The organism is Methanobrevibacter filiformis (assembly GCF_001639265.1).
In the GTDB taxonomy this organism is placed as follows: Archaea; Methanobacteriota; Methanobacteria; order Methanobacteriales; family Methanobacteriaceae; genus Methanacia; species Methanacia filiformis.
On record NZ_LWMT01000138.1, the window covers coordinates 1 to 22,539 of the forward strand.

A 22,539-nucleotide genomic window follows, 5' to 3' on the forward strand; every position below is an offset into this window, starting at 1 on the left:
CAATTTATATAACTAATTAAATATCCATATAATTAATTTATCAGCAATATAAGGCTCTCAAAATACTTATTTAAGAAAATAAGTCTTAACTAATTATCTATTGAATTATGGAACATCCCCTATAAAATATAAATAAAATATAATAATAGATATAAAAAGTTAATAAATACTTATAAATTAATTATAAATAAATATAAATAATTAAGAATAATTATAAATAACGACATATTTAATAAGTATTATATATTTTTATTAGGTAATGATTTAATTTTATTAAAATTCGAATTGTAAAATAATAATAAATTTTATTAATCAAAATATTATTGAGTGATTTAATGACAAATAAATTTATAGAACCAATATTGATCTTTATACGTGGATTATTTATGGGATCTGCAGACATCATCCCTGGTGTTTCTGGAGGTACTATTGCTTTAATCACAGGAATATACGAAAGACTTGTTCATGCCATCGGAAAAATAAATTTTAAATTCATTAAACCGCTGTTTAAGGGTGATTTTTCAGAATTTAAAAGAAGTTTTTTAGATGAAATTGATTTTCAATTATTCATTCCTCTTCTTCTTGGAATTGCCATAGCAATGTTAACACTTTCTAAAGTTATATCTTTTTTACTTGAAGATTACACTGCAATTACATTTGCTTTCTTTTTAGGTTTAATATTAGCTTCATCCTATGTTTTATATAAACAAATTGTACATTTTTCTCCTAAAATCATATTGATTTCAATAATAGGGTTTGTTTTAGCTTATATCTTTGTTGGATTAAATCCAATTGCAACAAACCACACTTTACCTGTATTGTTTCTTTCAGGAATGGTAGCTATTTGTGCAATGATCCTTCCAGGAATTTCTGGAGCATTCATTTTATTATTACTAGGACAATATCACTATATGTTAAATGCTTTAAATTCATTTAACTTGGTAGAAGTTATAACATTCTGTGTAGGTGCATTAATTGGAATTTTAGGATTCTCAAAGTTGTTAGATTACCTATTACAACATCATGAAGAAATAACATTAGCTTTGCTAATTGGAATAATGATTGGAACACTAAGAATTCCTGTTAATCAAATAACAACTAATATTGGAGGATCTCTATTTGATATAGCTTTTTGTGTTATTTTGATGATTGTAGGTTTTGCCTTGATTGTACTCTTGGAAATGAAATTTAAATACATAGAATGAAATAAATTTTTTTAATTGATAAAGGTTCTCTTTAATTTATCTTTAATCCATTTTTAAATTTTTCCATAGGTTTCTATTTGTACTAGGAGTATTTGACATTAATTCATATAATATAACACTTTCTTTGATTTTTTAATTTTTTAATTTTTTAGATTTTTAGGAATTTGTGAGGTTCTTAATTATGTATATTGTTAATATATAACTTATTAATAATTTTTTTAGTGTTTAATACCAAACATCTTTTATTTTAAGTAAATATGCAACACTATTACTACTTAAATGAAGAATTAATGTAATAATTGCTCCAACTATAATTGTAGTCCCATCTATATTAACCACAAGTGAAACCAATATCAAAGCCCCTACAAAAAAATCTAATTGATCCATTATAGGTGCAGGTCGTCCTTGGTCTATTTTTAATCGTCTTTTAATAAAACTTCCTACTGCATCACCTGTTAAAGATCCAAAACTAAGTAAAAGCCCAACGATAAACCCGTAGAGCACGCTTCCTTCGAGTACTCCAATAATTGTTCCAGCTATTGTTCCAGCTATTGTTCCAAAGATTAAACCTTTCCATGTGACACCATTTCCTAAAATTCTACGTCCATCAATGAAGTTTTTTCCTAAATCTAATGGAGTTTCGCCCCCAAATGCAAGACCGCTCAGATTTGCAATGTATGCAGGTAATAGAAAAACACCAATACTTAAACAGGTTATAAGAAAGTTTATAGTTTGATTCATTAAATTTCCTCTATAAAAATAATATAGGGTATTATTCAAACTTTTAAAACGAGAAAATATAGAGTTTTCTAAATTCTCGCTGGAAATAAGTTTGATCAAAATTTATTTCATGATAATAATCATTAACCATAGAAAATGCTTTTTTTAATAAAAATTATAATCTTATTTAACCTTTTAATTAAATTTTAAAGTCAATTATATGATTAACTTTTTATTTGCATTTTATATGATTAACTTTATATTATATATTTATTAAAATTATATTATATCTATTTATTAAAATTAATTCACATGATTGATAATCAATAGTATTAATTACACAATAATAACTAATATTATAATGTATATTTATTATAATGTACTATTATAGTATGATTAAATTAGAATAGTACAATTTACTGAAATATTAAGATATAGTCATAATATAAATATAGGATAAATACAATATATTCTAATGTATTAATTAATAATGGAGTTTAATAATATTTCTAAAACCATGAATTTTTAATATATTATGTGATTTATTGTATTTAATATATGAGTTATTAATTTAGTATATATTAGATTACATATAGTTATATTGAATTTCAATTATTATTAAAATTAATCACATGATGTATGTTAATTATAATAGCTATGTTTTTAATTTTATTATATTTATAAATTTTATAATTATTCACTAACAAATTCATTTAAATTCTTTAATTAGGTGATTGGGTGTTTATTAAAAAGACAAAAAGTTTATGTCCTGTATGTTTTGAATCATTAGAAGCAGAAGTATATGAAGAAGATGGAAAAATCAGAATAAAGAAAGAGTGCCCTCAACATGGGAAATTTGATAATACTTATTGGAGTAATGCTGAAATCTACAAAAAAGTGAATGATTTTATTCCAACAATTAAATCAGTGGACAATCCGCAAGTAACTACTCATAATGAAGGATGCCCAAATAACTGTGGGATTTGTGAGAATCATGAAACAAGTACAGTTCTTGGTTTAATTGATGTTACTAATAGATGCAATCTTAAATGTCCAGTATGTTTTGCAAATGCAGCTACTTCTAAAAGGTTATATGAACCAAGTTTTGATGAGATTCGTCAAATGCTTAAAAACCTTAGAGACTTAGAACCTACTCCAACACCAGCTATTCAATATGCTGGAGGAGAACCAACAGTAAGGAAAGATATAGCTGAGCTTTTAAAATTAGCAAGAGATGAAGGATTTTCACATACACAAATAGCTACAAATGGTTTGAGAATAGCTAGAAAAGAAAGTTTTGCAAAAGAACTTGTTGATGTAGGTTTAAATACAGTTTATCTTCAATTTGATGGAGTAACTGAAGAACCTTATGTCTATAATAGAGGTAAAAATATACTTCCTCAAAAATTAAAAGCTATTGAAAACTGTAGAAAAGTAGGGCTTGGAATAGTTCTTGTTCCAACAATAGTTAAGGGAATCAATGATGATCAAATAGGAGATATTATAAGATTTGCTATTAAAAATAGGGACATTGTTCATGGTGTTAATTTCCAACCAGTTTCTTTTGCTGGAAGGACTCCTGCAGATCAAGTAGAAGAACAAAGAGTAACTATTCCTGACTTCATAGAACTTGTTACAGAACAAACAAATCGTGCAATTGTTCCAGATGATTTCTACCCTCCTTCTGCTGTTGAGCCATTTTCTAATTTTATAGGGGCATTAGAGGGTAAAGAACCATCTGTGACTCTTAATTGCCATCAACATTGTGGAATAGCTACTTACATATTTGTGGATGATGATGAGAAAATAATACCTGTAACTAATTTTATTGATGTTGATAGGTTCTTAGAACTTTTAGATGAAAATGCACATAGATTAGAAGAAGGAGGATTTGCTATTAAATCCAGAGTTTTAGCTAGTTCTCTTAAAGAAATTCCAAAGGTATTAGATAAAGATAACACTCCTGATTCTATAAATATCAAAGATATTCTTGTTAATGTACTTAAAAAGAGATCATATGATTCGTTAGGTGATTTCCACAAAAATTCATTATTAATTTCATGCATGCATTTCATGGATCCATTTAATTTTGATGAAGACCGCGTTAAGAAATGTGTAATTCATTATGCTGTACCTGACGGACGTATTATTCCATTCTGTACTATGAATTCAATATACCGAAGCCAAATTGAAGAAGAATTCTCAACGCCATTAAAACCAGAAAAAACTTTAGAATCTTAAATAAAAGTATAATTTGGATTATATTATTTATTTCTAAAGTTTAATGATTTATTTTAAATATTGGTCTTTTATTTTAATTCTTCTAACTATTATTTATATTATTTAGCTTTTATATTATTTAGCTATTTCTTATATTATACAAAAATTTGTATTGTATTAAATGTTGATATTTCATAAGTTTGGAAATCATTTGCAAATAATTAAATATTATAATGGTCTTATAAGAATTATAATTTAATTACTGGAATAGTGATATGATGATTATTAAAACACCTTCAAGGCTACATATGACCTTAATAGATCTCAATGGGTCTTATGGTCGAGCTGATGGAGGAATTGGTCTAACATTAGCTGATCCTAACTTTTCATTAAAAAGTGAGTTATCTGATAATGGCGTTATGATTGATTTTGACTCTGAAATTAATAGTAATGAGATAAAATCAGAATGCATTAAAAAAATTACAAGTTCTGCAGAGAAAACTATGTCTTATTACAATATAGATGGGGGATTTCATTTCACAGTTAAAAAAGCATATCTTCCTCATTCTGGACTTGGTTCTGGTACTCAAATTTCTCTTGCTACATCAAAATTAGTATATGAACATTTAAAAGAAGATAATTCTATTTCAACTACTGATTCTACTTTTGATAAAGATATAAGTAGTGTAGAATTAGGTAAAATTACTGGTAGAGGTGGAACTTCAGGAATTGGGATTTTTTCTTTTGATTATGGAGGTTTTATTCTTGATGGAGGGCATAATCTAAAAGAAAAAGGAACATTCCTACCTTCTGCAGCATCTCCAGCCAAACCTCCACATTTACTAGGAATTTATGATTTTCCTGAGGAATGGGATATTATCGTAGCTATTCCAAGAGCTGACACATCTGTAACTGGTCAAAAAGAAGTTGATATTTTCACAGAATATTGTCCAGTTCCAAAACAGGATGTTGAGAAATTATCTCATCTTATTTTAATGAATTTGTTGCCATTTTTACTTGAAAAAAACATAGAGTGTTTTGGAAAGTCTATTGATCAAATACAAAACTTAGGATTTAAAAAAGTCGAAGTTAACCTTCAATCAGATATTATAAAATCTGCAATGGCAAATATGAGAGAAGCAGGAGCTTATGGTGTTGGAATGAGTTCTTTTGGTCCAAGTATCTATGGAATAACTGAAGGCAATACTAAAGAAGTTTTTAAAGCAACTAAAGAATTCATTGGAGAAAATGGTGATGTTTTTATAACTAAAGCTCAAAATACAGGTTATGAACTTCAAAGGTAATTATTTGTAATAATTTATACTAAATTAGTAATATTGCAATGTAAATATTAATAACTTTCAAAGTTATTATAACATTAACAACGAATTACTTAATTATAACAAAATTTTATAGGTTTTTTTTAAATGGAATTAATAGAAGGAAAAGTATGGAAATTTGGAGATAACATTGATACAGATGTTATTATTCCTGGAAGATTTTTAAGAACTTTTGATCCAAAAGAGTTAGCTAGTCATGTCATGGCAGGAGAGAGACCTGATTTCGCTTCAATAGTGGGGGATGGAGATATCATAGTTGGAGGTTGGAATTTCGGTTGTGGTTCTTCAAGAGAACAAGCTCCAGTATCTATTAAATATTCTGGAGTAAGTGCAGTAATAGCTAAATCATTTGCAAGAATATTTTATAGAAATGCAATTAATATTGGTCTTCCAGTTATTGTTGCAGATATAGAATCTGATGAAGGAGATATTCTTAATATTAACTTAGAAAAAGGAATTATTTCAAATTTAACAAATAATCAAACTTTTTCAATCGCTCCTTTTAAGGAATTCATGCTAAATATTCTTAATGAGAAGGGGTTAGTTAATCACTATCTCAGAGAAAAAGAATAAATTTGTTTAAATTTAAAATAGCTATTATTAAAACATAGGTTACAAATACTTTTATTAATTTTATAATGGCTATTATCAATATAATTAATATAATTTGGACACTACTTTTTAGTATTTTATTTTAATAAAAATATTTATACACTGATTTCGCAAAATAGAAAATTTTGCAAAATCTCCCATAAGTACCTAAATCAGTTTTTATGGCTTTAAAAAGGATTTTGAAAAAATTTTTTATTTTTTCGAAATCAGTGTTAAATTATACACTGATTTCGCAAAATAGAAAATTTTGCAAAATCTCCCATAAGTACCTAAATCAGTTTTTATGGCTTCAAAAAGGATTTTGAAAAAATTTTTTATTTTTTCGAAATCAGTGTTAAATTTTAGTAATAGTTTTAATAATTATAAGTATAATAATAAATTTAAGGAATATTAATAAATAATAGTTATAAATTATATTTGCCAATTATATTGTTATATATTTAAGAGGTTTTGAAAATGGAATGTCCAATTTGTGGATGCGATTCAACTGAAACACTAAAATCAAAAAAGGTTTCATCTAAAAGTAAAGAAATAAGTGAATTGTTATTAAAATGTAATGATTGTGGATTTGTCTTTAAAGACTCAATAACTGAAACTAGACCTGTGGAATATAGATTAATTATTAGTAAAAATAATGAATCTATGAAAACATTTATTAAATTAAATCCTGATGATGAATTATCAAGTGGTAATATAGTATTGTCTGATTTAGGTCAAGCTGAAATAAATGCACTTGAATTAAAATCTGGAAAAAGAGTAGATAAGGCTTTTGTAAGAGATGTTGAAACAATATGGTCATCATCAATTGAAATACCTTCTCGTATAGGAGTATCTATTGATTTTGGTGGGGATGTAACTTCTTATAAAATAGATTTAGATAGGGATTACAGAATAAAGGTTGAAGATGTTATTAAACTAGAGAAGAACATTTTTAAAGTTCACACGATTAAAACATTAGAAAGAAAGATGAAAAAAGGTGCTGCTAAGGCATCAGTTATAAGACGGGTTTATGGGCGACCTATAAATTTAAGAAATTATGATTATGATTTAACTAGTAATATTCATTCTAAAAAACTTAAAAAACCTAAATTCTCTTAATAAATTTATTTAATATTGTTTGGTAGTTTGTTTACATTAGTCTAAGTTTATAGTCTAAATTTATAATTTATTTATAATTTTGTAATTTATTTTTATATTATTGGTCTATTTTTTTAATTTTATTTTAGCTGACCTATTTTATTTATAATTTAATTTAATTTATTGTGTTGTGGGATTAAATTATGGTTTTAATTGATAAAAAAGAGCACATTTGTAAAGTTTTTATTGAAACTTATGGTTGTACTTTTAATAAAGCAGATTCTGAAATAATTGCAGGTTATTTAGTGGATAATGGTGTGGCACTTGTTGATTCTATTGAAAAATCTGATATAGCTATTATAAACACATGTTATGTCAAAAATCCCACAGAAAGCAAAATTACAAATCGGATTGGAAAATTACAGAAAAATTATCCTGAAGTTAAAATAATTGTTAGTGGATGTATGGTTGAGATAGATCCTGAAAAACTAAGCAAAATAGCACCAAATGCAAGCTGGATAGGTCCACATAAACTAGATTCTTCATTCGAAGTTGTTAAAAACACATTAAATGGAGTAATCCAAAGAGAGTGTGGATTTTCATCAAATCCTAAAGTAGGTCTTCCAAAAATCAGATTCGATCCTCTTATTCATGTTATTCAGATTTGTGAAGGATGTTTAGGTGCATGTACCTATTGTTGTACTCGTTTTGCAAGAGGATATCTTCAAAGCTACAAATCTGAGGATATAATGGCTGAAGCAAGGCAAGCTATTAGGGAAGGATGTGTAGAAATACAGCTCACAGCTCAAGATACTGCAGCATATGGTAAGGATACTGGAGAGAAATTATCAGACCTTATTAATGATGTGGCAAGTATTGAAGGTAATTTTAGAGTTCGTGTTGGAATGATGCACCCTAAAAATGCAATGGATGATATTGATAATTTGATTGAAAGCTTTAAACTTGAAAATGTCTATAGTTTTGTCCATTTACCTATTCAAAGTGGTAGTAATAAAATATTAAATGATATGGGAAGAGAACATACTGTAGAACAATATAAAAATATGGTTAAGAAGTTTAAAAAGGAAATTCCAAATATTACAATAGCTACAGACATCATTGTAGGATATCCAACAGAATCAGAAGAAGATTTTAATAAAACAGTTGATTTAATAGAAGAAATTAAACCAGGAATTATTCACTTATCTAAATATAAACACAGAAAAGGAGCATTATCTTCAATTTTCGATGAAATACCTCATAATATCATGAAAAAACGTTCAAAACATGTAAATGATATTAAATCTGAGATAACTAAAGAAGAAAATAAAAGTTTAGTGGGCACAATTCAAAAAGCACTTGTTGTTGAAGTTGGAAGTAAATCTGGTTTTATTGCCAAAACTGACTCGTATATTCCAGTTGTAATTCAAGAAGCAGAACTTGGAACTTTTGTTGAAGTTGAAATCACTGAAGCAACAAGTACCTATTTGAAAGGAAAAGTTAAAAATTAAATTTATTTAATTCTATTTAATTCTTTATTTATAGTTCTCTTTTTGTATAGGTAATACTTATTAATGAAAAAAATAATAAAATGTAAAATATAAAGTATATTATTTTTTTATACAGGTGTTATTGTTTCATATAATGAATCCCTTAAAGCAGGGGTTCTACCAACATCTTTAACTATTTCTTCTAATTTATTTAACTCAGTTCTAACACCATAATTTGATCCTGCTGATTTAGAGATGTTTTCTTCTCCTAAAGTTCCGCCTAAATCATTTGCTCCAGCAAGTAATCCTACTTGCGCTAATTTAAATCCTAATTTTACCCATGAAACTTGAATGTTCTTTAAATAATCATGAAAGATTAATCTAGCTATTGCATAAATTTTAAGATCTTCAACACCTGTGGCACCAGGATTTGCCTGACCTTTCTTAAATATTGGTGCTTTTTCGTGCATAAATGTAAGGGGGACGAATTCAGTGAACCCTCCAGTTTCTTTTTGTATTTGTCTAATTATTTCTAAATGATTAACACGATCTTCCAATGTTTCAACATGTCCATACATCATTGTAGAAGTTGTTTTAATTCCTGATTTATGTGCAGTTGTTACAACATCTTTCCATTGATCAGTACTTAATTTTCCTGGACAAATTATCTTTCTAACATCATCATTTAGAATTTCAGCAGCAGTTCCAGGCATACTTCCAAGACCTGCTTTTTTAAGAATTTTCATAGATTCATAAATTGGAACTTCTGCCTGTTTGGAACCATAAAAAACTTCCATTGGTGAAAATGCATGTATATGAACATCAGGGCATTCTGCTTTTATATTTTTTAAAATAGATTCGTAAAAATAAATGTCAATATCTTTATGAAGTCCTCCCTGAATACATAGTTCAGTTGCTCCGTCATCACAGGCATTTTTAGCTCTCTTAACTAAATCTTCAATTTTTAAGAAATATGCTTCATCATCATTAGGATCTTTCTTAAAAGCACAAAAGCCACATGTTCCACTACAAATGTTGGTGAAATTAATGTTCCAATTATTAATAAATGTCACATTATCTTTAACCACCATTTCTCTCTTTAAATCAGCAGTAATTAATAATGCAGTTATGTCTCTTCCCTTTAATTTCATTAAGTAAAGTGCATCTTCTTTAGAAATTGGATTGTCCAAACTGTTTTCTAAAATTCCCTTAGTTTTTTTGTTAATATTTAACTTAGAGTACATAATTTTAAATTATTCTGATTATGATATTAAGCTTTCGATTATATTTTAAATTTTAAAATGTAATAGTCTTTATTATTCCTCTTTGGTATTTTTTATAATAAATAGATATTATTTAATGGTTTAAGCATGTTTAATCACATGTAAATATTTTTTATCGAAATTTAAATTATTTAAAATAGTTTTATTAAATTTAAAAATCTAATCTGGACTCTATTCAGCTTATTTTATATTATTTAAACTATTTTAGTTTAATATAGCATTTATTTATTTTAATTTTAATTTTAATTTAATTAAACACTTATTTATCCGAGTTAATAATTATTTATGCTTGTTTTTAATATTTAACTTCAAATAACTTTTTGTTTGTTTTTGAATTTAATTTTTATTTTTTTAGTTAAGAATTAATTATTTTTTAATTAAATTTATAATTAAATAGCTATAATTTTTGTTATTATATTAAGTATAAATATTTATTAATTACCTGTATTTATTTTTAATTTTCATGTTAATTTTTTAATTTATATTTTATCCTATGCACTTTATTTTAAGTATACTTACTTATCTTTCAATATTTGAATTGTTATTAGATTAATTATTTTCTAATAGCTATAATATAGTCTATTTAGTTTTAATTTAATTGTATAATATTTATTCATACTATTTAATTTTAATTTAATTAATTTTATCATTATATTGGGCTATTAAACGTCTTAAATTCCTATTTGATAGTGAAATTTTTGATGTCAATTTGTTGCTAATTTTCAAATTTGATATACTTTTTTGCCTAATTTTTTCTATATATTATCCTAGTTTTTTATATATCTGAATGTAAATTTTTTCATCATTGGATGTTAATTCAAGTTAAAGATATAATGGTATAATCGATACCTTTATATATTATGTTAGACAACATTAAATTGGAGGTGAAAATATGAGTGAATTACCAATCGCACCTGTAGGTCGTATATTAAAAAATGCCGGTGCACAAAGAATTAGTGATGACGCGAAAGTTGCATTAGCAGAAGCACTAGAAGAACAAGGTGAAGCATTAGCTAAAAAAGCTGTCGATTATGCTCGCCACGCCGGTAGAAAAACTGTAAAAGCTGAAGATATTAAATTAGCTATTAAATAAGTAGTTTTTGATTCTATTGGTCTGCTTCAGACCAATTAATTTTTTTATTTAGCTATTTACAAACTTATACTCATTATATTTTATATTTTTTATAAACTGAAATGAGTTATTAATTTTATATACTAGACTATTCTTAGTTTAAATCATTATAATTCATACATTTTAAATTTATTGTATTAATTTAAATGCTAAAGTTTTTATACTAGTTCTTATAAAGTTTAATTTGTTGAAATTGAACTATGAACTATATCAAAAAGGTTATATATGATTTAGTCCATAACTTTTATTAAGTAAGGGCCGGTGGTCTAGGGGTATGATACCTCCCTGACACGGAGGTGATCACGAGTTCGAATCTCGTTCGGCCCATAGCCGTGTTAGTTCAGTTGGGAGAACGCTAGACTGAAGATCTAGATGTCGCTGGTTCAAGTCCGGCACACGGCATATCTTGTTTTTATTATTGTTATTCAATTATTTTATTTTTAAATCCTATTGTTCATGTTTATTTTGTTTTTAATAGTTTTTACTCTATTTTAATGTTTTTTAAGTACCTATCTTTAACAGGGCGGGGTTCATTTTACTTAATAGCAGTAGGGAGATATGGTAACATTAATTGGAACTATTGTCTTGCAAATATAAAATAGATAATATATTTTATTAACAATAACTGTATACAAATTGTATACGATAATACATGGACAATAATATATTTCATAGAACTATTCAAAAAATAACTGTATACAAATTGTATACGATAATACATGGACAATAATATATTTCATAGAACTATATTCAAAAAATAACTGTATACAAATTATACACGATGAAAAAATTAAAATCATTCTTAAAAAATCAGGATATATAAATGGAATGATATATTGCATATTTAAAAAATACTTTTTGAAATGAACCTCCACAATAGGTTCAAAGTGTCGTTATTTTATTAGATGAATAATTAGCCTTTAAATTGGTGTTAGATAGCTATTCTATTTATCATAATTAACAAAAGATATTTTACTATTTTAATACTAAAAAGTATTAATATAATATTTTAAAGTTCATGAATTGCACTAATTTTATCAAATTCTTCAATTATTTCAACAGCATTTGATGTTCCAAGTCTGTCTGCTCCAGAAGATAGCATTCTAAAGGCTGTTTTATAATTATTTATTCCTCCAGAAGCTTTTATCTTCATTGATGGGACTGTTTTTCTAAGTAGTGTTATGTCTGTAACATTTGCTCCTAAAACATTGTTAAATCCAGTGGATGTTTTAATAAAGTCTGCTCCAGCATCCAGTACTATATTTGAAATGTTTATTTTTTCTTCTTTGTTTAAAATTCCTGTTTCAATAATTACTTTAATATATATGTCCTTTAAAGAGGATTCTTTTGAAATTGAAACGATATTTTTAATTTCTTCTTTTACAGTTTCAATGTCTCCAGATTTAAATGCTTCAATATTCATAACCATATCTATCTCATCACAACCATTGTTAATAGCATCTTTAACTTCAAATTCTTTTGTTTTGTTGGTAGTATAACCTAATGGAAATCCAATAACTGTTCCAACCTTAACTTTACTATATTTCAACAGTTCTTTAGCATAATTTACATAATATGGACTAACTACAACAGAATAAAAATTATATTTCTCTGCATCAATAGCTAACTGCTTAATATCTTCTTTAGTTGCATTATTTTTTAGATTAGTACTTTCAATTACTTTTGCTAACTCTTCACTTGATTTAAAATTTCTCATATTCCTAACTTCCATTTAGATAGTTTAAGTAATTTAATAATTTAAATTAATGATTTAGACATGTAGGGACCAACTTGCTCATATCCAAATTTCCTATAATAATTTCTAGCTCCAATTCCGCTTGTTATTAATAATTTTTCTTTTTTATTTTTAATAGCTATTTCTTCTGCTTTTTCAAGTAAATTTTGTCCATAACCAATATGTTGACCGATTTTGTCACTTTTAGCACCAATCTTTAACATATTTCCATAAACATGTAACTCTCGTACAATTGCTGTTGTATCATCAACTTCTTTTCTATATGCATTTTTAGAAGGCATACGCAATCTTAAAAACCCTGCAATGTATTTTTCATCTATGTCTTCATAGGATAAGAATATTTCTTCTCCTCCAGCACACTCATAGCTTTCTTTAAATAGTCTAAATTCATCAATAGCTATTTCCTTGTTTTCTAAATTGTGTCCTATTTCTCGACACCTTATACATTTGCACTGGATATTTTCTTCATTTAATCTATTATATACTAACTCTCCCAGGTTTGAATTTAAAACACCATCATCAATTAAGTTTGTAGGAATATCTCTTTGTATTCGCATGGTTCTAACCCATTTTGGTAGGATTTTTTTAATTTTAACAATTAAATCTATTGCTTCATCTGTGGAATAAGGCTTGTATTTTCCTTCTTTCCACATTTTATAAAGTTCACTTCCTTTTGTAACAAGACAAGGATATATTTTCAACATATCTGGTTTAAAATCAGGATCATTGAATACTCTTTTAAAGATTCTAAGATCCATTTCAGGATTTGAAAGTAGTCCTGGCATTAAATGCATACATACTTTGACTCCAGAATCTCTAAGAAGTTGATTTGATTTGATTACATCTTTAACACTGTGTCCTCTTTTTATCTTTCTATAAATAAAGTCATAAGTCGTTTGAACTCCAAGTTCAACTCTTGTAACTCCCATGTTAAGCATTCTATCAATATCTTCTTTTTTGCAGTAATCTGGTCGTGTTTCAAATGTCATGCCTACACAACGAACCTTAGAATTTTCATTAACTTTTTGAATATCGTTTATTAAGACATAATCATTAGGTTTATATCTTTTAAGGCTAGAATCATTGACATGTTCTTTTTTATAGCTATTTTTGTAATTATTTTTATAGCTATTTTTGTAATTATTTTTATAGCTATTTTTGTAATTATTTTTATAGCTATTTTTGTAATTATTTTTATTGGTATTATGGTTTTGTTGTATATCTTCGCCAAAATCATACATTGCTTTAAGACAACTTGATATAAACCATTCTTGATAACATAAATCTCGTGAAGGAAATGTTCCTCCCATTATTATTAATTCTACCTTATCTACAGGATGTCCAATAGCATGTAACTGTTTTAAACGGTTATATGTTTGTGCATAGGGGTCAAACTTAAACATTCTAGCTCTAAGTGCTGCTGGTTCTTCTCCTGTATAACTTGGAGGTGCAACAGTACTTTCAGGACAGTATAAGCATCGTCCATGAGGACATTTGTGTGGATGACACATCACAGCTACAATAGCTACTCCTGATATTGTTCGTGTAGGTTTTTTCTGTAAAAGATCTAATAAAAATTCTTTTTCTTTTTCATGTGCATAGTACAATATGTTAGAATTTGTCATGAATTTTTGCAACTTAAATTCTTTACAAACTTCTCTTTTTGCTTTTTCAAGATCATGCCTAGTTTTTATATCTCCTTTTAATATATTGTCAATCAGTAAACGGCATGGAGTTTCCATCATTTTATTCTCCTAATATTTGTATTCATATAATTACTATTAGTTTTTTATTTAAATTTATTAATTACAGTATATAATTGATTTTATATCTTATTTTTGGATATTGTTATTTTATCTAATAATTATACTAATAATTAATTTTAAATAATTATCTTTGTTATTTACCAAACTATTTATTTTTATTAGTTAAATGTTTATTTTTAAATAGATATTGCCTTTTTTAGGTATAATAATAGCTTTTTTTATTTTTATCAAAAAATATTTAATATAAAAGAAACATATATTTAATATATACTATCTATCAATAGACTTTTTTGAATTATTTTCATTTATTACTTGTTAATATTAGTATTAATGATACATTTTCATGTTTTATTAATAAATAATAATCATATTAATAATTTTAATAGTATTAATTTAATTTAGTCATTGATTTTTTTATTTATTAATTGGTAGTTAGATTTTAAATGTTGGAGGATTTTTATGAGAATAAAACATATTTTAGGTATGCAAGTAGTAGATAGGGATGCAAGAATTTTGGGAAAAGTAAGTGATTTAGATTTTGATGATGAAGAAGGAATCATAAATAATATTGTTATTTCCCACAAGACAGGAGTTATATCTAAAGATGATATCGTAATTAATTTTAATGATATTGAGAGTATTGGAGATTATATATTACTTAAATTAAATATAAAAGAATAATAATTCCTAAATCTTCATAAAACAGTTAATTTAATGAGTATCATGAAATAATGAGTATCATAAAATGAGTTTAATGAGTAATAAATATAATGAACATTGATTTATCAAGGAATTAATAGCTATTTTAGCTATTTTATAAAACTATTTATATTATTTTTAATACAGTAGTATCTATAGTATATTTATAGCTTAACTCCTTTTCTAAGGCTTATATAAATCATAAATTTATTAAATAGTAGGTGTTTTAATGGATGCACATGATTCTCATGGTAAATTAATTAATATCGGTTCTGTTGTTAGGTATAATGGTACTGGAACAATTGGAAAATCTCTGGATATTAAATTTGAAGATGATATCTACTGGATTAAACTTGATAAAACAAATCTTTGGTATGATTCAAGTACTCTAGAACTTATTGGTGATGATATCTCAGATGAAAATAATATTCATGATGAAGATAATAGTAATTCAGAACAAGCAGAAGATGATGATGTTGTTGATAAAACTAAAAATTTAAGAGAAGGGTTTGAAACTATTGAAATGGATACTAATGTTGGTGAAGGTGGAGGCTAATTAATATTCTATCTTTTTTCTTTTAATATTGTCATTTGTTTTAATAATTTATTTTAATCTCTTTTAATATTTTTCACACAATTTTATGCTCTTTTCATTTTATTTTCATTTTCTACTATATATTTACTTTTATATTATTTTTTAGCTATTTTTAAGTATTTTTTAATATTTCTCATACATAACTATATTTATTCTAGTTATTATTTTTGCATATAAATATTATATTGAGAATATTATATGTATATAATCGAAAGGTTTATCATTCTTTATTAACATAATATTATACATGTTATTTATATATTTTGAAAATATATTTATTAATTCTTAATATATGAAATGATATATATTTTTTATAATATAAATTAAAATAATTATTAAGGAGTTAATTAAATGGAGAATAAAGCTATTGTTGGAATATTGGCAGTAATATTGGGTATTTTAATGTTAATATTTCCTTTTGCAAGTATGACTGCATTATCAGTCATTGTAAGTTTAGGAATACTAATCTTAGGAGTATACTATCTCGTTACTGGCTTTAATTTATGGAAAGTTAGTAAGTGGGCATGTATATTTTATATAATTATTGGAATATTTGCTATATTATTGGGTATGCTTCTTTTTGGTCAAGTATTACTTTTTGACTTGTTTGTAGTATTCTATTTATATGTTATTGGATTTTTAATGGTCTTTGGAGGAATATTAGGATTATTCTCAAGAGTTGTTATTCATGATAGAACTTCGGCAGGAATTACAGTTATATTAGGTATTTTAACCATAATATTGGCTGCATTTTCATTACAAGATCCATTATTCATTGCTGTTATTATAGGTGTAAGCTTAATAATTGAAGGAATTACACTGATTGCAACAAGATCTTTGGATTGATAAATTCAATTAATATGTTATAATTTTGATTTAATGTAGTAAATAATGGTAAATAGTAAATAATGGTAAATAATGTGTTTAGATTTTTAATTATTTACAATTTATTTACAATTTATTTACAATTTGTTCATAATTTATGCTTGTTTTATTTTAATTTAAAGATTATTTGAATATTCCTTGATTTTCTTTGCTAATTTTGGTCCTATACCATCAATTTTTTGTAATTGCTTTTCTGTGTATGGTCTCAAGTCTTCCCCAAATGTTTTAACAAGGGATCTTGCTTTTTTTCTTCCTAGTCTTTTTATTCCAAGAACAAGTGGGATTAAGTCTTCTTTTGTTCCGTAGTATAGTCTTGCAGATAAATAATCTAAGTTTTTGGAGTAACTATATTTCCCAAGAACTTCTAGAATGTTTTTAAGGAATCTAATTAAAAGAGATGCTTCATAGGCACTTCGTCGTGTGGATGCTGCATAAACATAGTAAGCATTTTCAATCTCATACTCATTTCGCTCATTCATCCATTCTATTAATGAAACTGTAGTTGCTTCAGAGTTTCCAATGTCTACTGCGAATAATCCAAGTGATGCTATTTTTTCCCTAACTGGATCTTTTGACTTTCTTCCTTTAAATGATATAAGTGGTAAGTCTGGAGTTAGTGCAAGTTGATAAATTAAACTACCTATGTCTAATTCTTCCATTTGGTTTGCATATTCTTTAAGTTTCACTGCAGTTTCTACAGCATAATTTGATTTAGCTATTAAATTTCCAATACCTGTAACTTTTAATCCTTCAGGGGTTGCTTGAATAATTCCATTTGCAATTAAAAATTCTAAGGCATTTTCAATTTCATACTTTAAACTTTCCTCAGCAAAAGCACTCATATGTTCATTATTGGTCATTTGATGTCCGTAAAATGTTTTATTGAAGAATTCTTGGATTTCAACAGGATTGTTTGCAAGTGATGATGCTATTTGTGCAATTATTTGTTTATACACAGCATCTTTATTTTCAATAAGCTTAGAATTAGTATCTTCAACTTCACCATTTACATATTTATCTTGAAGTTCATAGGCTTCATCTAGTGATTTAGCTATTAAATACGAGTAACCTTCGTTATCATACTGTGGTCTACCAGCTCTACCAGACATTTGTTCATAATCAAAAACAGGAATGGATTGTGGTCCTTGAGCAGTCCACCTTGTGTAATCTCTAATTATGACACTTCTGGAAGGTAGATTCACACCATACATTAAACTTGGTGTTGCTGTAATCATTAAAAGGTTTCCTGCTCTAAATTCATCTTCAATAATTTCTTTTTGCTCATTAAAAAGTCCTGCATGATGGAAAGCAGTACCATTTTTACAACATTCAGCTAATCTAAGGCAAGTAGATGTTGGAAGGGATCCTTTTTTCTCTGGAACTTCAAGGATTTTATCGGAGACAATTTGGAACTTTTCTTTATCTTCTTTAGCTATTTTTTTACCTATTTTATCAGCTACATAATCTGCTAATGATTCTGTAAACCTCCTTGTTGATACAAAACTAAGTGCTTGTGAATTGTTTTCAATAGATTCTTCTACAATTTTACACACAACATCATTTTTATTTTTAGTTGAAAACATTTCTGTGTTTAAAACTTCCTTAGTCAGTGGTACTGGGCGGTAATCATGTTCTACAACTTCACATTCTAACCACTCTTGAATTTCTTTCATATTATTTAATGTTGCAGATAATGCCACAATTCTCATTTTAGGGTTTATTATTTTAGCTCTTGTGATAGCACATTCTAATGTAGGTCCTCTAGAAAATTCTCCAATCATATGGAATTCATCAATGATTATAGTATCTACATCACGAAGTGTGTTCCAAGAAAATCGTGTAAGCGCATCAAAAGACTCAAAAACCATTATTGACAAGTCTGATGATGATGGATGCCTTCCAACACTTATTCCATGTTCCTCAAATTTCTTAAACTCCTTAACTTTCTCATTTTGTATTGAAATAAGCGGGGCAGCATAAACAGCTTTTCCACCATTTAATATAGATTGAAGCGCAGCCATTACTCCAAGAACAGTCTTTCCACTTGCTGTTGGAATAGCTATTATGTAATTTGATTCATTTTTAAGGTATCCTGATTCAACAACTGCTTTTTGAGCAGGATTCATCTCTTTAATGTAGGGATAGGTTTCTTTTATAATAGTTTTTATATTGTCAGGGATATTTTCCATAATCACCAATTCCGTATAATTGAATTATTTTAACATTGGATAATAATTCTTATAATAAATAGTATAAGCCCAATTATGATATATTAGAAAATATATTTACAATCATGATTTTATTAATTAAATTATCTATTAATAAATAAATTTTCTATTAATTAATTTGTTAAAACTTATATTAATAAAAATAGTAAGAGCATTTGAAAAGTAATATGCAATTTAAATTTTAAATTATAATGTTTGATTAAATTATAATATTTGATTTATATTGTATTAATTTGATCTATTTTATATCAAGTTTTTTTCTTATCAAGAACTTTTATATCATATATTTCTGTATTTGGATATTGTCCTTCTTTATTTTTTTCAACAGATTTAACCATATCCCATATTGTTAGAAGACCTACACTAACTCCAGTAATAGCTTCCATTTCAACTCCAGTTTGTCCTAAAGTTTTAACACTAATTTTAATAGCTATTTCAGTTTTAAATATCTCAAAATCTACTTTAATCCCGCTAATTTGTAATTGGTGACATAAAGGTATGAGATTTGATGTGTTTTTAACTGCATTAATAGCTGCGATTTGTGCAGTAGTTAAAACATTCCCTTTTTCAATATCATGGTTTTTTATCATGTTTATTGTTTCCGCACTAAGTTTAATTTTTCCAGAAGCAATAGCTATTCTTTTTTGAATCGACTTTTTCCCTACTTCAACCATATGTACTCCGCTTTCAGTTAGATGGGTGAATTTTTTTTCTTTCATAATACCACTTATTTTTAACTTTATATGGAATTGTTGTATTTAATTATATTATTTCTTTGTTTTATGGTTTAAGTTAAATCAAATAAAACTCATATTTTAACATATTTTAAATATTCATATCATATGGAATTTGTATTTTTGAAAATAATAATGCTCTCTGTCTTGCATTTTTTTCCATTTTCTTTTTTAGATCTTTATTTGTTAATATTAAGTCAATTTTATTTGTTATGTCTTTAGTATTATTTGGATCAATAAGTAATCCTACATCTTCGGTTATTATTGATCTAATTGATTTAATATCGCTCCCAATCACAGGTTTTCCACAGCTTAAGGCTTCTATTAAAACAATACCAAAACTTTCATAAAATGAAGGCAAAACTAATATATCAGAGCTTGGAATGATATTTTCTATGTCTTTTCTTTTTCCAGTAAATATAACGTTAGATATTTTTTCTTTTTTAATTTTTTCCTTTAAATTATTTTCAAGTGGACCATAACCAACTATTACAAGTGTTGATGGAGTTTTCAAATGTTTTTTGGCTTCAATTAAACTTTCTACATTTTTTTCTTTATCTAATCGTCCAACATATAATATAATAGCTTGATTTTCAATGATATCATAATCTTTAATTAGTTCTTTTTTAAACAAATAGCTATTATCTGGTTTGAATTTGTTTATATCAACTGCATTCAGATTAATTCTAACTTTTTCTTCTATTCCTTTAATATTAATTTTAATTATTTCTTCTTTTAAAGCTTCACTTACAACTAAAACTTTATATGCCTTTTTAAGTATAAATTTTAGTATAGGTCTCATGAAACCTTTGTTTTTGTATAAATTGAATATATCTGAGCCATGAGCTGTAATATACACTTTCTTTTTAGTGAAAAAACCTCCTAAAATAGCTATTAAACCTGGTGGGAATAAGTAGTGTCCATGTATAATATCAATATCATGTTTCTTAACAATTTGAACTAATTTTATTGTTCCAAAAATTATAAAAAATAAACTTCTAAGTCCTTTAATGTTTATTCCATAGGTACTATTAACATGGATTTTACCAATATCTTTAAGGTTTTTTTGAGGATATGTCACAACATAAACTTCATGACCTTTTTTTATAAGTTCCTTTGATAAATTAAGAACATGAGTACTAACTCCTCCGATATGTGGTGGAAATTGACCAACCATAGCTATTTTCATGTTTATTCCTCATTAATTGTATTATGTCTTTAAAAATTATTAAGCAATATTCTCTTTGGAGTTCTATTGATTAATAATTTATTAAGGTGTTGTTAATATTAATAAAAGCATTTCTCATACTTAAAATGCTTTTTAAAAGTTTGTTTTAGTTTAATTTATTTCCTTTCATATCGATTAGTATTAGTTCTATATCTATATTAAATCTTTCTTTACAAATATCAACAATTGATTTATTAATATTCTTAAGAACTGCTTTATCCATATCCTTTTTTCTTAAAATAGCTAACATTTCCTCAGTTGTTGTGGAGTTGAAGATTTTTTCCACTGTTTCTGTATCTGCTCCACATAGTGCAGTATGGGCACTCATTATTTCTCTCCTGGTATCAGCAATTTTATTTTGTGTATTAAATATTCCTCCAGCTATTTTAATAAGTTTTCCAATATGTCCAAGTAGTATTATCTTGTTTATACCATATTCTTTAGCTTTTTTTAACATAAATCCAACATAATTTCCCATTTGAATTATTTGATCTTTATTAACATTAAAATGTTTAAGAGCATATTTTTCGCCAATATTTCCTGGAACAAAAATTAATTCTTCATATTTATATGCCATAGCTATACTTAATTGGTAAACTAATGATTTTTTATATGCTTCATTTGATCTAGATATAGCTATCCCAGTTGTTCCAAGTATAGAAAGTCCTCTAATGATTCCAAGACGAGGATTCATTGTTTTTTTGGCTAGTTCTTCACCTTCAGGAATTGTAATGGTCACCAGTGCTCTTTTATTTTTTGGAAGATATTTTTTTAAATTTTTAATAATCATAGATCGGGGAATGGGATTGATTGCATATGATCCTATGGGAAGTTGTAAGCCATGTTTTGTTATTATTCCTACACCATCGCCTCCAACAATTATAATGTCTTCACTATGTAATTCTTTATTTAGTGGTATGTCACTGTTTTTGTCAAATAGTTTTACTTTGGATATTATTTCGTGGTTTACTGTAATATCTGGATCATTATAATCGAATTTTATAGCAGAAGCTTGGGCAGTGATTTCATTCAACTTCAATGATTCCTTAATCTGAACACTAGATATAATTCCCTCAGGGCTAATTACATCAGTTACCTTCACATTAGGTTCATTTCCTAAAAGTACTTTAATCGCAGCAATGGATGAAGCAGTAGCGATAGTTCCAGTACTTAATCCAGTTTTTCGTGTATTATCTTTCATAAAAATCTTAACATATTTTGAATTACTAACTATTTTTTTCTTGTAACTGTTTTAATTATATTCGTTTAATCTAATATACTTATTGATTGTTATGATATTCTCTTGGTTATTTATTGAAATATTAATTAATCTATTCATGATTTTATTAACATTATATTATTTATATTTAATCATATTGAATTATGTTCAATAATTCATATTTTTTTAACAAATCTCTCTTATGAAAAAACAGTATTTTATGCACAGCTGTTAAGTTAAGGATTTAATCGATTCTATAGAATTGCCTTAAATTAAACATTGCTTCTTTATTTTTTTCTTATTTCAGAAACTTCTTCTACAATTGGTTCTATTTTTTCTTGGTGGGGTTT

18 protein-coding genes and 2 tRNA genes are annotated in these 22,539 nt (G+C 26.3%); 12 read left to right on the forward strand and 8 right to left on the reverse strand.

All coding sequences use genetic code 11. The features are described from left to right. Positions 1–386 precede the first annotated feature (386 nt). Entirely contained in the window at positions 387–1,205 is an 819-nt protein-coding gene (locus MBFIL_RS04210; RefSeq protein WP_066971823.1) for a DUF368 domain-containing protein, read from the forward strand. Between the two features lie 225 nt (positions 1,206–1,430). Here MBFIL_RS04210 and MBFIL_RS04215 read toward each other — a convergent pair whose 3' ends face one another. Then, entirely contained in the window at positions 1,431–1,946 is a 516-nt protein-coding gene (locus MBFIL_RS04215) for a CDP-2,3-bis-(O-geranylgeranyl)-sn-glycerol synthase (RefSeq protein WP_066971787.1), read from the reverse strand. Between the two features lie 717 nt (positions 1,947–2,663). Here MBFIL_RS04215 and tes point away from each other — a divergent pair. The 5 genes from tes to MBFIL_RS04240 all read left to right on the forward strand — a co-directional run bounded on the left by tes (position 2,664) and on the right by MBFIL_RS04240 (position 8,685). Next, entirely contained in the window at positions 2,664–4,166 is a 1,503-nt protein-coding gene (tes, locus tag MBFIL_RS04220) for a tetraether lipid synthase Tes (protein WP_066971789.1), read from the forward strand. Between the two features lie 257 nt (positions 4,167–4,423). Then, on the forward strand, positions 4,424–5,449 hold the full coding sequence (locus MBFIL_RS04225) for a beta-ribofuranosylaminobenzene 5'-phosphate synthase (RefSeq protein WP_066971793.1): 1,026 nt from the start codon (positions 4,424–4,426) through the stop codon (positions 5,447–5,449). A 123-nt stretch (positions 5,450–5,572) separates the two neighbouring features. Continuing rightward, on the forward strand, positions 5,573–6,058 hold the full coding sequence (gene hacB / locus MBFIL_RS04230) for a homoaconitase small subunit (protein WP_066971796.1): 486 nt from the start codon (positions 5,573–5,575) through the stop codon (positions 6,056–6,058). A gap of 495 nt (positions 6,059–6,553) precedes the next feature. Then, positions 6,554–7,195: an HVO_0476 family zinc finger protein gene (locus tag MBFIL_RS04235; protein WP_066971797.1), complete on the forward strand. Its 642-nt coding sequence runs from the start codon at positions 6,554–6,556 to the stop codon at positions 7,193–7,195. A 182-nt stretch (positions 7,196–7,377) separates the two neighbouring features. Beyond that, the gene (locus MBFIL_RS04240; protein WP_066971799.1) at positions 7,378–8,685 is read left to right on the forward strand and encodes a tRNA (N(6)-L-threonylcarbamoyladenosine(37)-C(2))-methylthiotransferase; all 1,308 of its coding nucleotides are present in this window, start codon (positions 7,378–7,380) and stop codon (positions 8,683–8,685) included. Between the two features lie 107 nt (positions 8,686–8,792). Here MBFIL_RS04240 and cofH read toward each other — a convergent pair whose 3' ends face one another. Continuing rightward, the gene (gene cofH / locus MBFIL_RS04245; protein WP_066971801.1) at positions 8,793–9,908 is read right to left on the reverse strand and encodes a 5-amino-6-(D-ribitylamino)uracil--L-tyrosine 4-hydroxyphenyl transferase CofH; all 1,116 of its coding nucleotides are present in this window, start codon (positions 9,906–9,908) and stop codon (positions 8,793–8,795) included. Between the two features lie 931 nt (positions 9,909–10,839). Here cofH and MBFIL_RS04250 point away from each other — a divergent pair. The 3 genes from MBFIL_RS04250 (at position 10,840) to MBFIL_RS04260 (ending at position 11,481) form a co-directional block, all read left to right on the forward strand. Next, on the forward strand, positions 10,840–11,040 hold the full coding sequence (locus MBFIL_RS04250; protein WP_066971803.1) for a histone family protein: 201 nt from the start codon (positions 10,840–10,842) through the stop codon (positions 11,038–11,040). A 294-nt stretch (positions 11,041–11,334) separates the two neighbouring features. After that, positions 11,335–11,406: transfer RNA gene (locus MBFIL_RS04255), tRNA-Val, on the forward strand. A 2-nt stretch (positions 11,407–11,408) separates the two neighbouring features. Next, positions 11,409–11,481 (forward strand) — tRNA-Phe (locus MBFIL_RS04260). A 607-nt stretch (positions 11,482–12,088) separates the two neighbouring features. Here the strand turns inward: MBFIL_RS04260 and deoC are convergent. Both deoC and MBFIL_RS04270 read right to left on the reverse strand, forming a co-directional pair. Further along, complete coding sequence (gene deoC / locus MBFIL_RS04265; protein WP_066971805.1) at positions 12,089–12,796, reverse strand: deoxyribose-phosphate aldolase; 708 nt, start codon at positions 12,794–12,796, stop codon at positions 12,089–12,091. Between the two features lie 41 nt (positions 12,797–12,837). Next, positions 12,838–14,577 carry a tRNA uridine(34) 5-carboxymethylaminomethyl modification radical SAM/GNAT enzyme Elp3 gene (locus tag MBFIL_RS04270; protein ID WP_066971825.1) on the reverse strand — a complete coding sequence of 580 codons (1,740 nt, stop codon included), beginning with the start codon at positions 14,575–14,577 and terminating at the stop codon, positions 12,838–12,840. A 483-nt stretch (positions 14,578–15,060) separates the two neighbouring features. On the opposite strand from MBFIL_RS04270, the gene MBFIL_RS04275 reads away from it, so the two are divergent. The 3 genes from MBFIL_RS04275 (at position 15,061) to MBFIL_RS04285 (ending at position 16,741) form a co-directional block, all read left to right on the forward strand. Beyond that, the gene (locus MBFIL_RS04275) at positions 15,061–15,282 is read left to right on the forward strand and encodes a PRC-barrel domain-containing protein (protein ID WP_066971807.1); all 222 of its coding nucleotides are present in this window, start codon (positions 15,061–15,063) and stop codon (positions 15,280–15,282) included. A 247-nt stretch (positions 15,283–15,529) separates the two neighbouring features. Then, positions 15,530–15,856, forward strand: coding sequence for a DUF2098 domain-containing protein (locus MBFIL_RS04280; RefSeq protein ID WP_066971809.1), 327 nt, complete (start codon positions 15,530–15,532; stop codon positions 15,854–15,856). Between the two features lie 390 nt (positions 15,857–16,246). Further along, entirely contained in the window at positions 16,247–16,741 is a 495-nt protein-coding gene (locus MBFIL_RS04285) for a DUF308 domain-containing protein (protein WP_066971811.1), read from the forward strand. A gap of 155 nt (positions 16,742–16,896) precedes the next feature. On the opposite strand, the gene MBFIL_RS04290 is transcribed toward MBFIL_RS04285, so the two are convergent. From MBFIL_RS04290 to cbiD, 4 genes are all read right to left on the reverse strand, one after another. Further along, on the reverse strand, positions 16,897–18,978 hold the full coding sequence (locus MBFIL_RS04290) for a DEAD/DEAH box helicase (protein ID WP_084266294.1): 2,082 nt from the start codon (positions 18,976–18,978) through the stop codon (positions 16,897–16,899). Positions 18,979–19,256: 278 nt separating this feature from the next. After that, positions 19,257–19,727: a cyclic pyranopterin monophosphate synthase MoaC gene (gene moaC, locus MBFIL_RS04295; RefSeq protein ID WP_066971817.1), complete on the reverse strand. Its 471-nt coding sequence runs from the start codon at positions 19,725–19,727 to the stop codon at positions 19,257–19,259. A 106-nt stretch (positions 19,728–19,833) separates the two neighbouring features. Continuing rightward, entirely contained in the window at positions 19,834–20,931 is a 1,098-nt protein-coding gene (locus tag MBFIL_RS04300; RefSeq protein ID WP_066971819.1) for a glycosyltransferase family 4 protein, read from the reverse strand. 145 nt (positions 20,932–21,076) lie between these two features. Beyond that, positions 21,077–22,171, reverse strand: a complete 1,095-nt coding sequence (gene cbiD / locus MBFIL_RS04305; protein ID WP_066971821.1) for a cobalt-precorrin-5B (C(1))-methyltransferase CbiD — start codon at positions 22,169–22,171, stop codon at positions 21,077–21,079. Positions 22,172–22,539: the final 368 nt, after the last annotated feature.

Coding starts and splice junctions, on each gene's coding strand:
- MBFIL_RS04210 (WP_066971823.1), top strand. CDS start 387: ATGGGATCTGCAGACATCATCCCTGGTGTTTCTGGAGGTACTATTGCT.
- MBFIL_RS04215 (WP_066971787.1), bottom strand. CDS start 1,946: ATGAATCAAACTATAAACTTTCTTATAACCTGTTTAAGTATTGGTGTT.
- MBFIL_RS04225 (WP_066971793.1), top strand. CDS start 4,424: ATGATTATTAAAACACCTTCAAGGCTACATATGACCTTAATAGATCTC.
- hacB (WP_066971796.1), top strand. CDS start 5,573: ATGGAATTAATAGAAGGAAAAGTATGGAAATTTGGAGATAACATTGAT.
- MBFIL_RS04235 (WP_066971797.1), top strand. CDS start 6,554: ATGGAATGTCCAATTTGTGGATGCGATTCAACTGAAACACTAAAATCA.
- MBFIL_RS04240 (WP_066971799.1), top strand. CDS start 7,378: ATGGTTTTAATTGATAAAAAAGAGCACATTTGTAAAGTTTTTATTGAA.
- cofH (WP_066971801.1), bottom strand. CDS start 9,908: ATGTACTCTAAGTTAAATATTAACAAAAAAACTAAGGGAATTTTAGAA.
- MBFIL_RS04250 (WP_066971803.1), top strand. CDS start 10,840: ATGAGTGAATTACCAATCGCACCTGTAGGTCGTATATTAAAAAATGCC.
- deoC (WP_066971805.1), bottom strand. CDS start 12,796: ATGAGAAATTTTAAATCAAGTGAAGAGTTAGCAAAAGTAATTGAAAGT.
- MBFIL_RS04270 (WP_066971825.1), bottom strand. CDS start 14,577: ATGGAAACTCCATGCCGTTTACTGATTGACAATATATTAAAAGGAGAT.
- MBFIL_RS04275 (WP_066971807.1), top strand. CDS start 15,061: ATGAGAATAAAACATATTTTAGGTATGCAAGTAGTAGATAGGGATGCA.
- MBFIL_RS04280 (WP_066971809.1), top strand. CDS start 15,530: ATGGATGCACATGATTCTCATGGTAAATTAATTAATATCGGTTCTGTT.
- MBFIL_RS04285 (WP_066971811.1), top strand. CDS start 16,247: ATGGAGAATAAAGCTATTGTTGGAATATTGGCAGTAATATTGGGTATT.
- moaC (WP_066971817.1), bottom strand. CDS start 19,727: ATGAAAGAAAAAAAATTCACCCATCTAACTGAAAGCGGAGTACATATG.
- MBFIL_RS04300 (WP_066971819.1), bottom strand. CDS start 20,931: ATGAAAATAGCTATGGTTGGTCAATTTCCACCACATATCGGAGGAGTT.
- cbiD (WP_066971821.1), bottom strand. CDS start 22,171: ATGAAAGATAATACACGAAAAACTGGATTAAGTACTGGAACTATCGCT.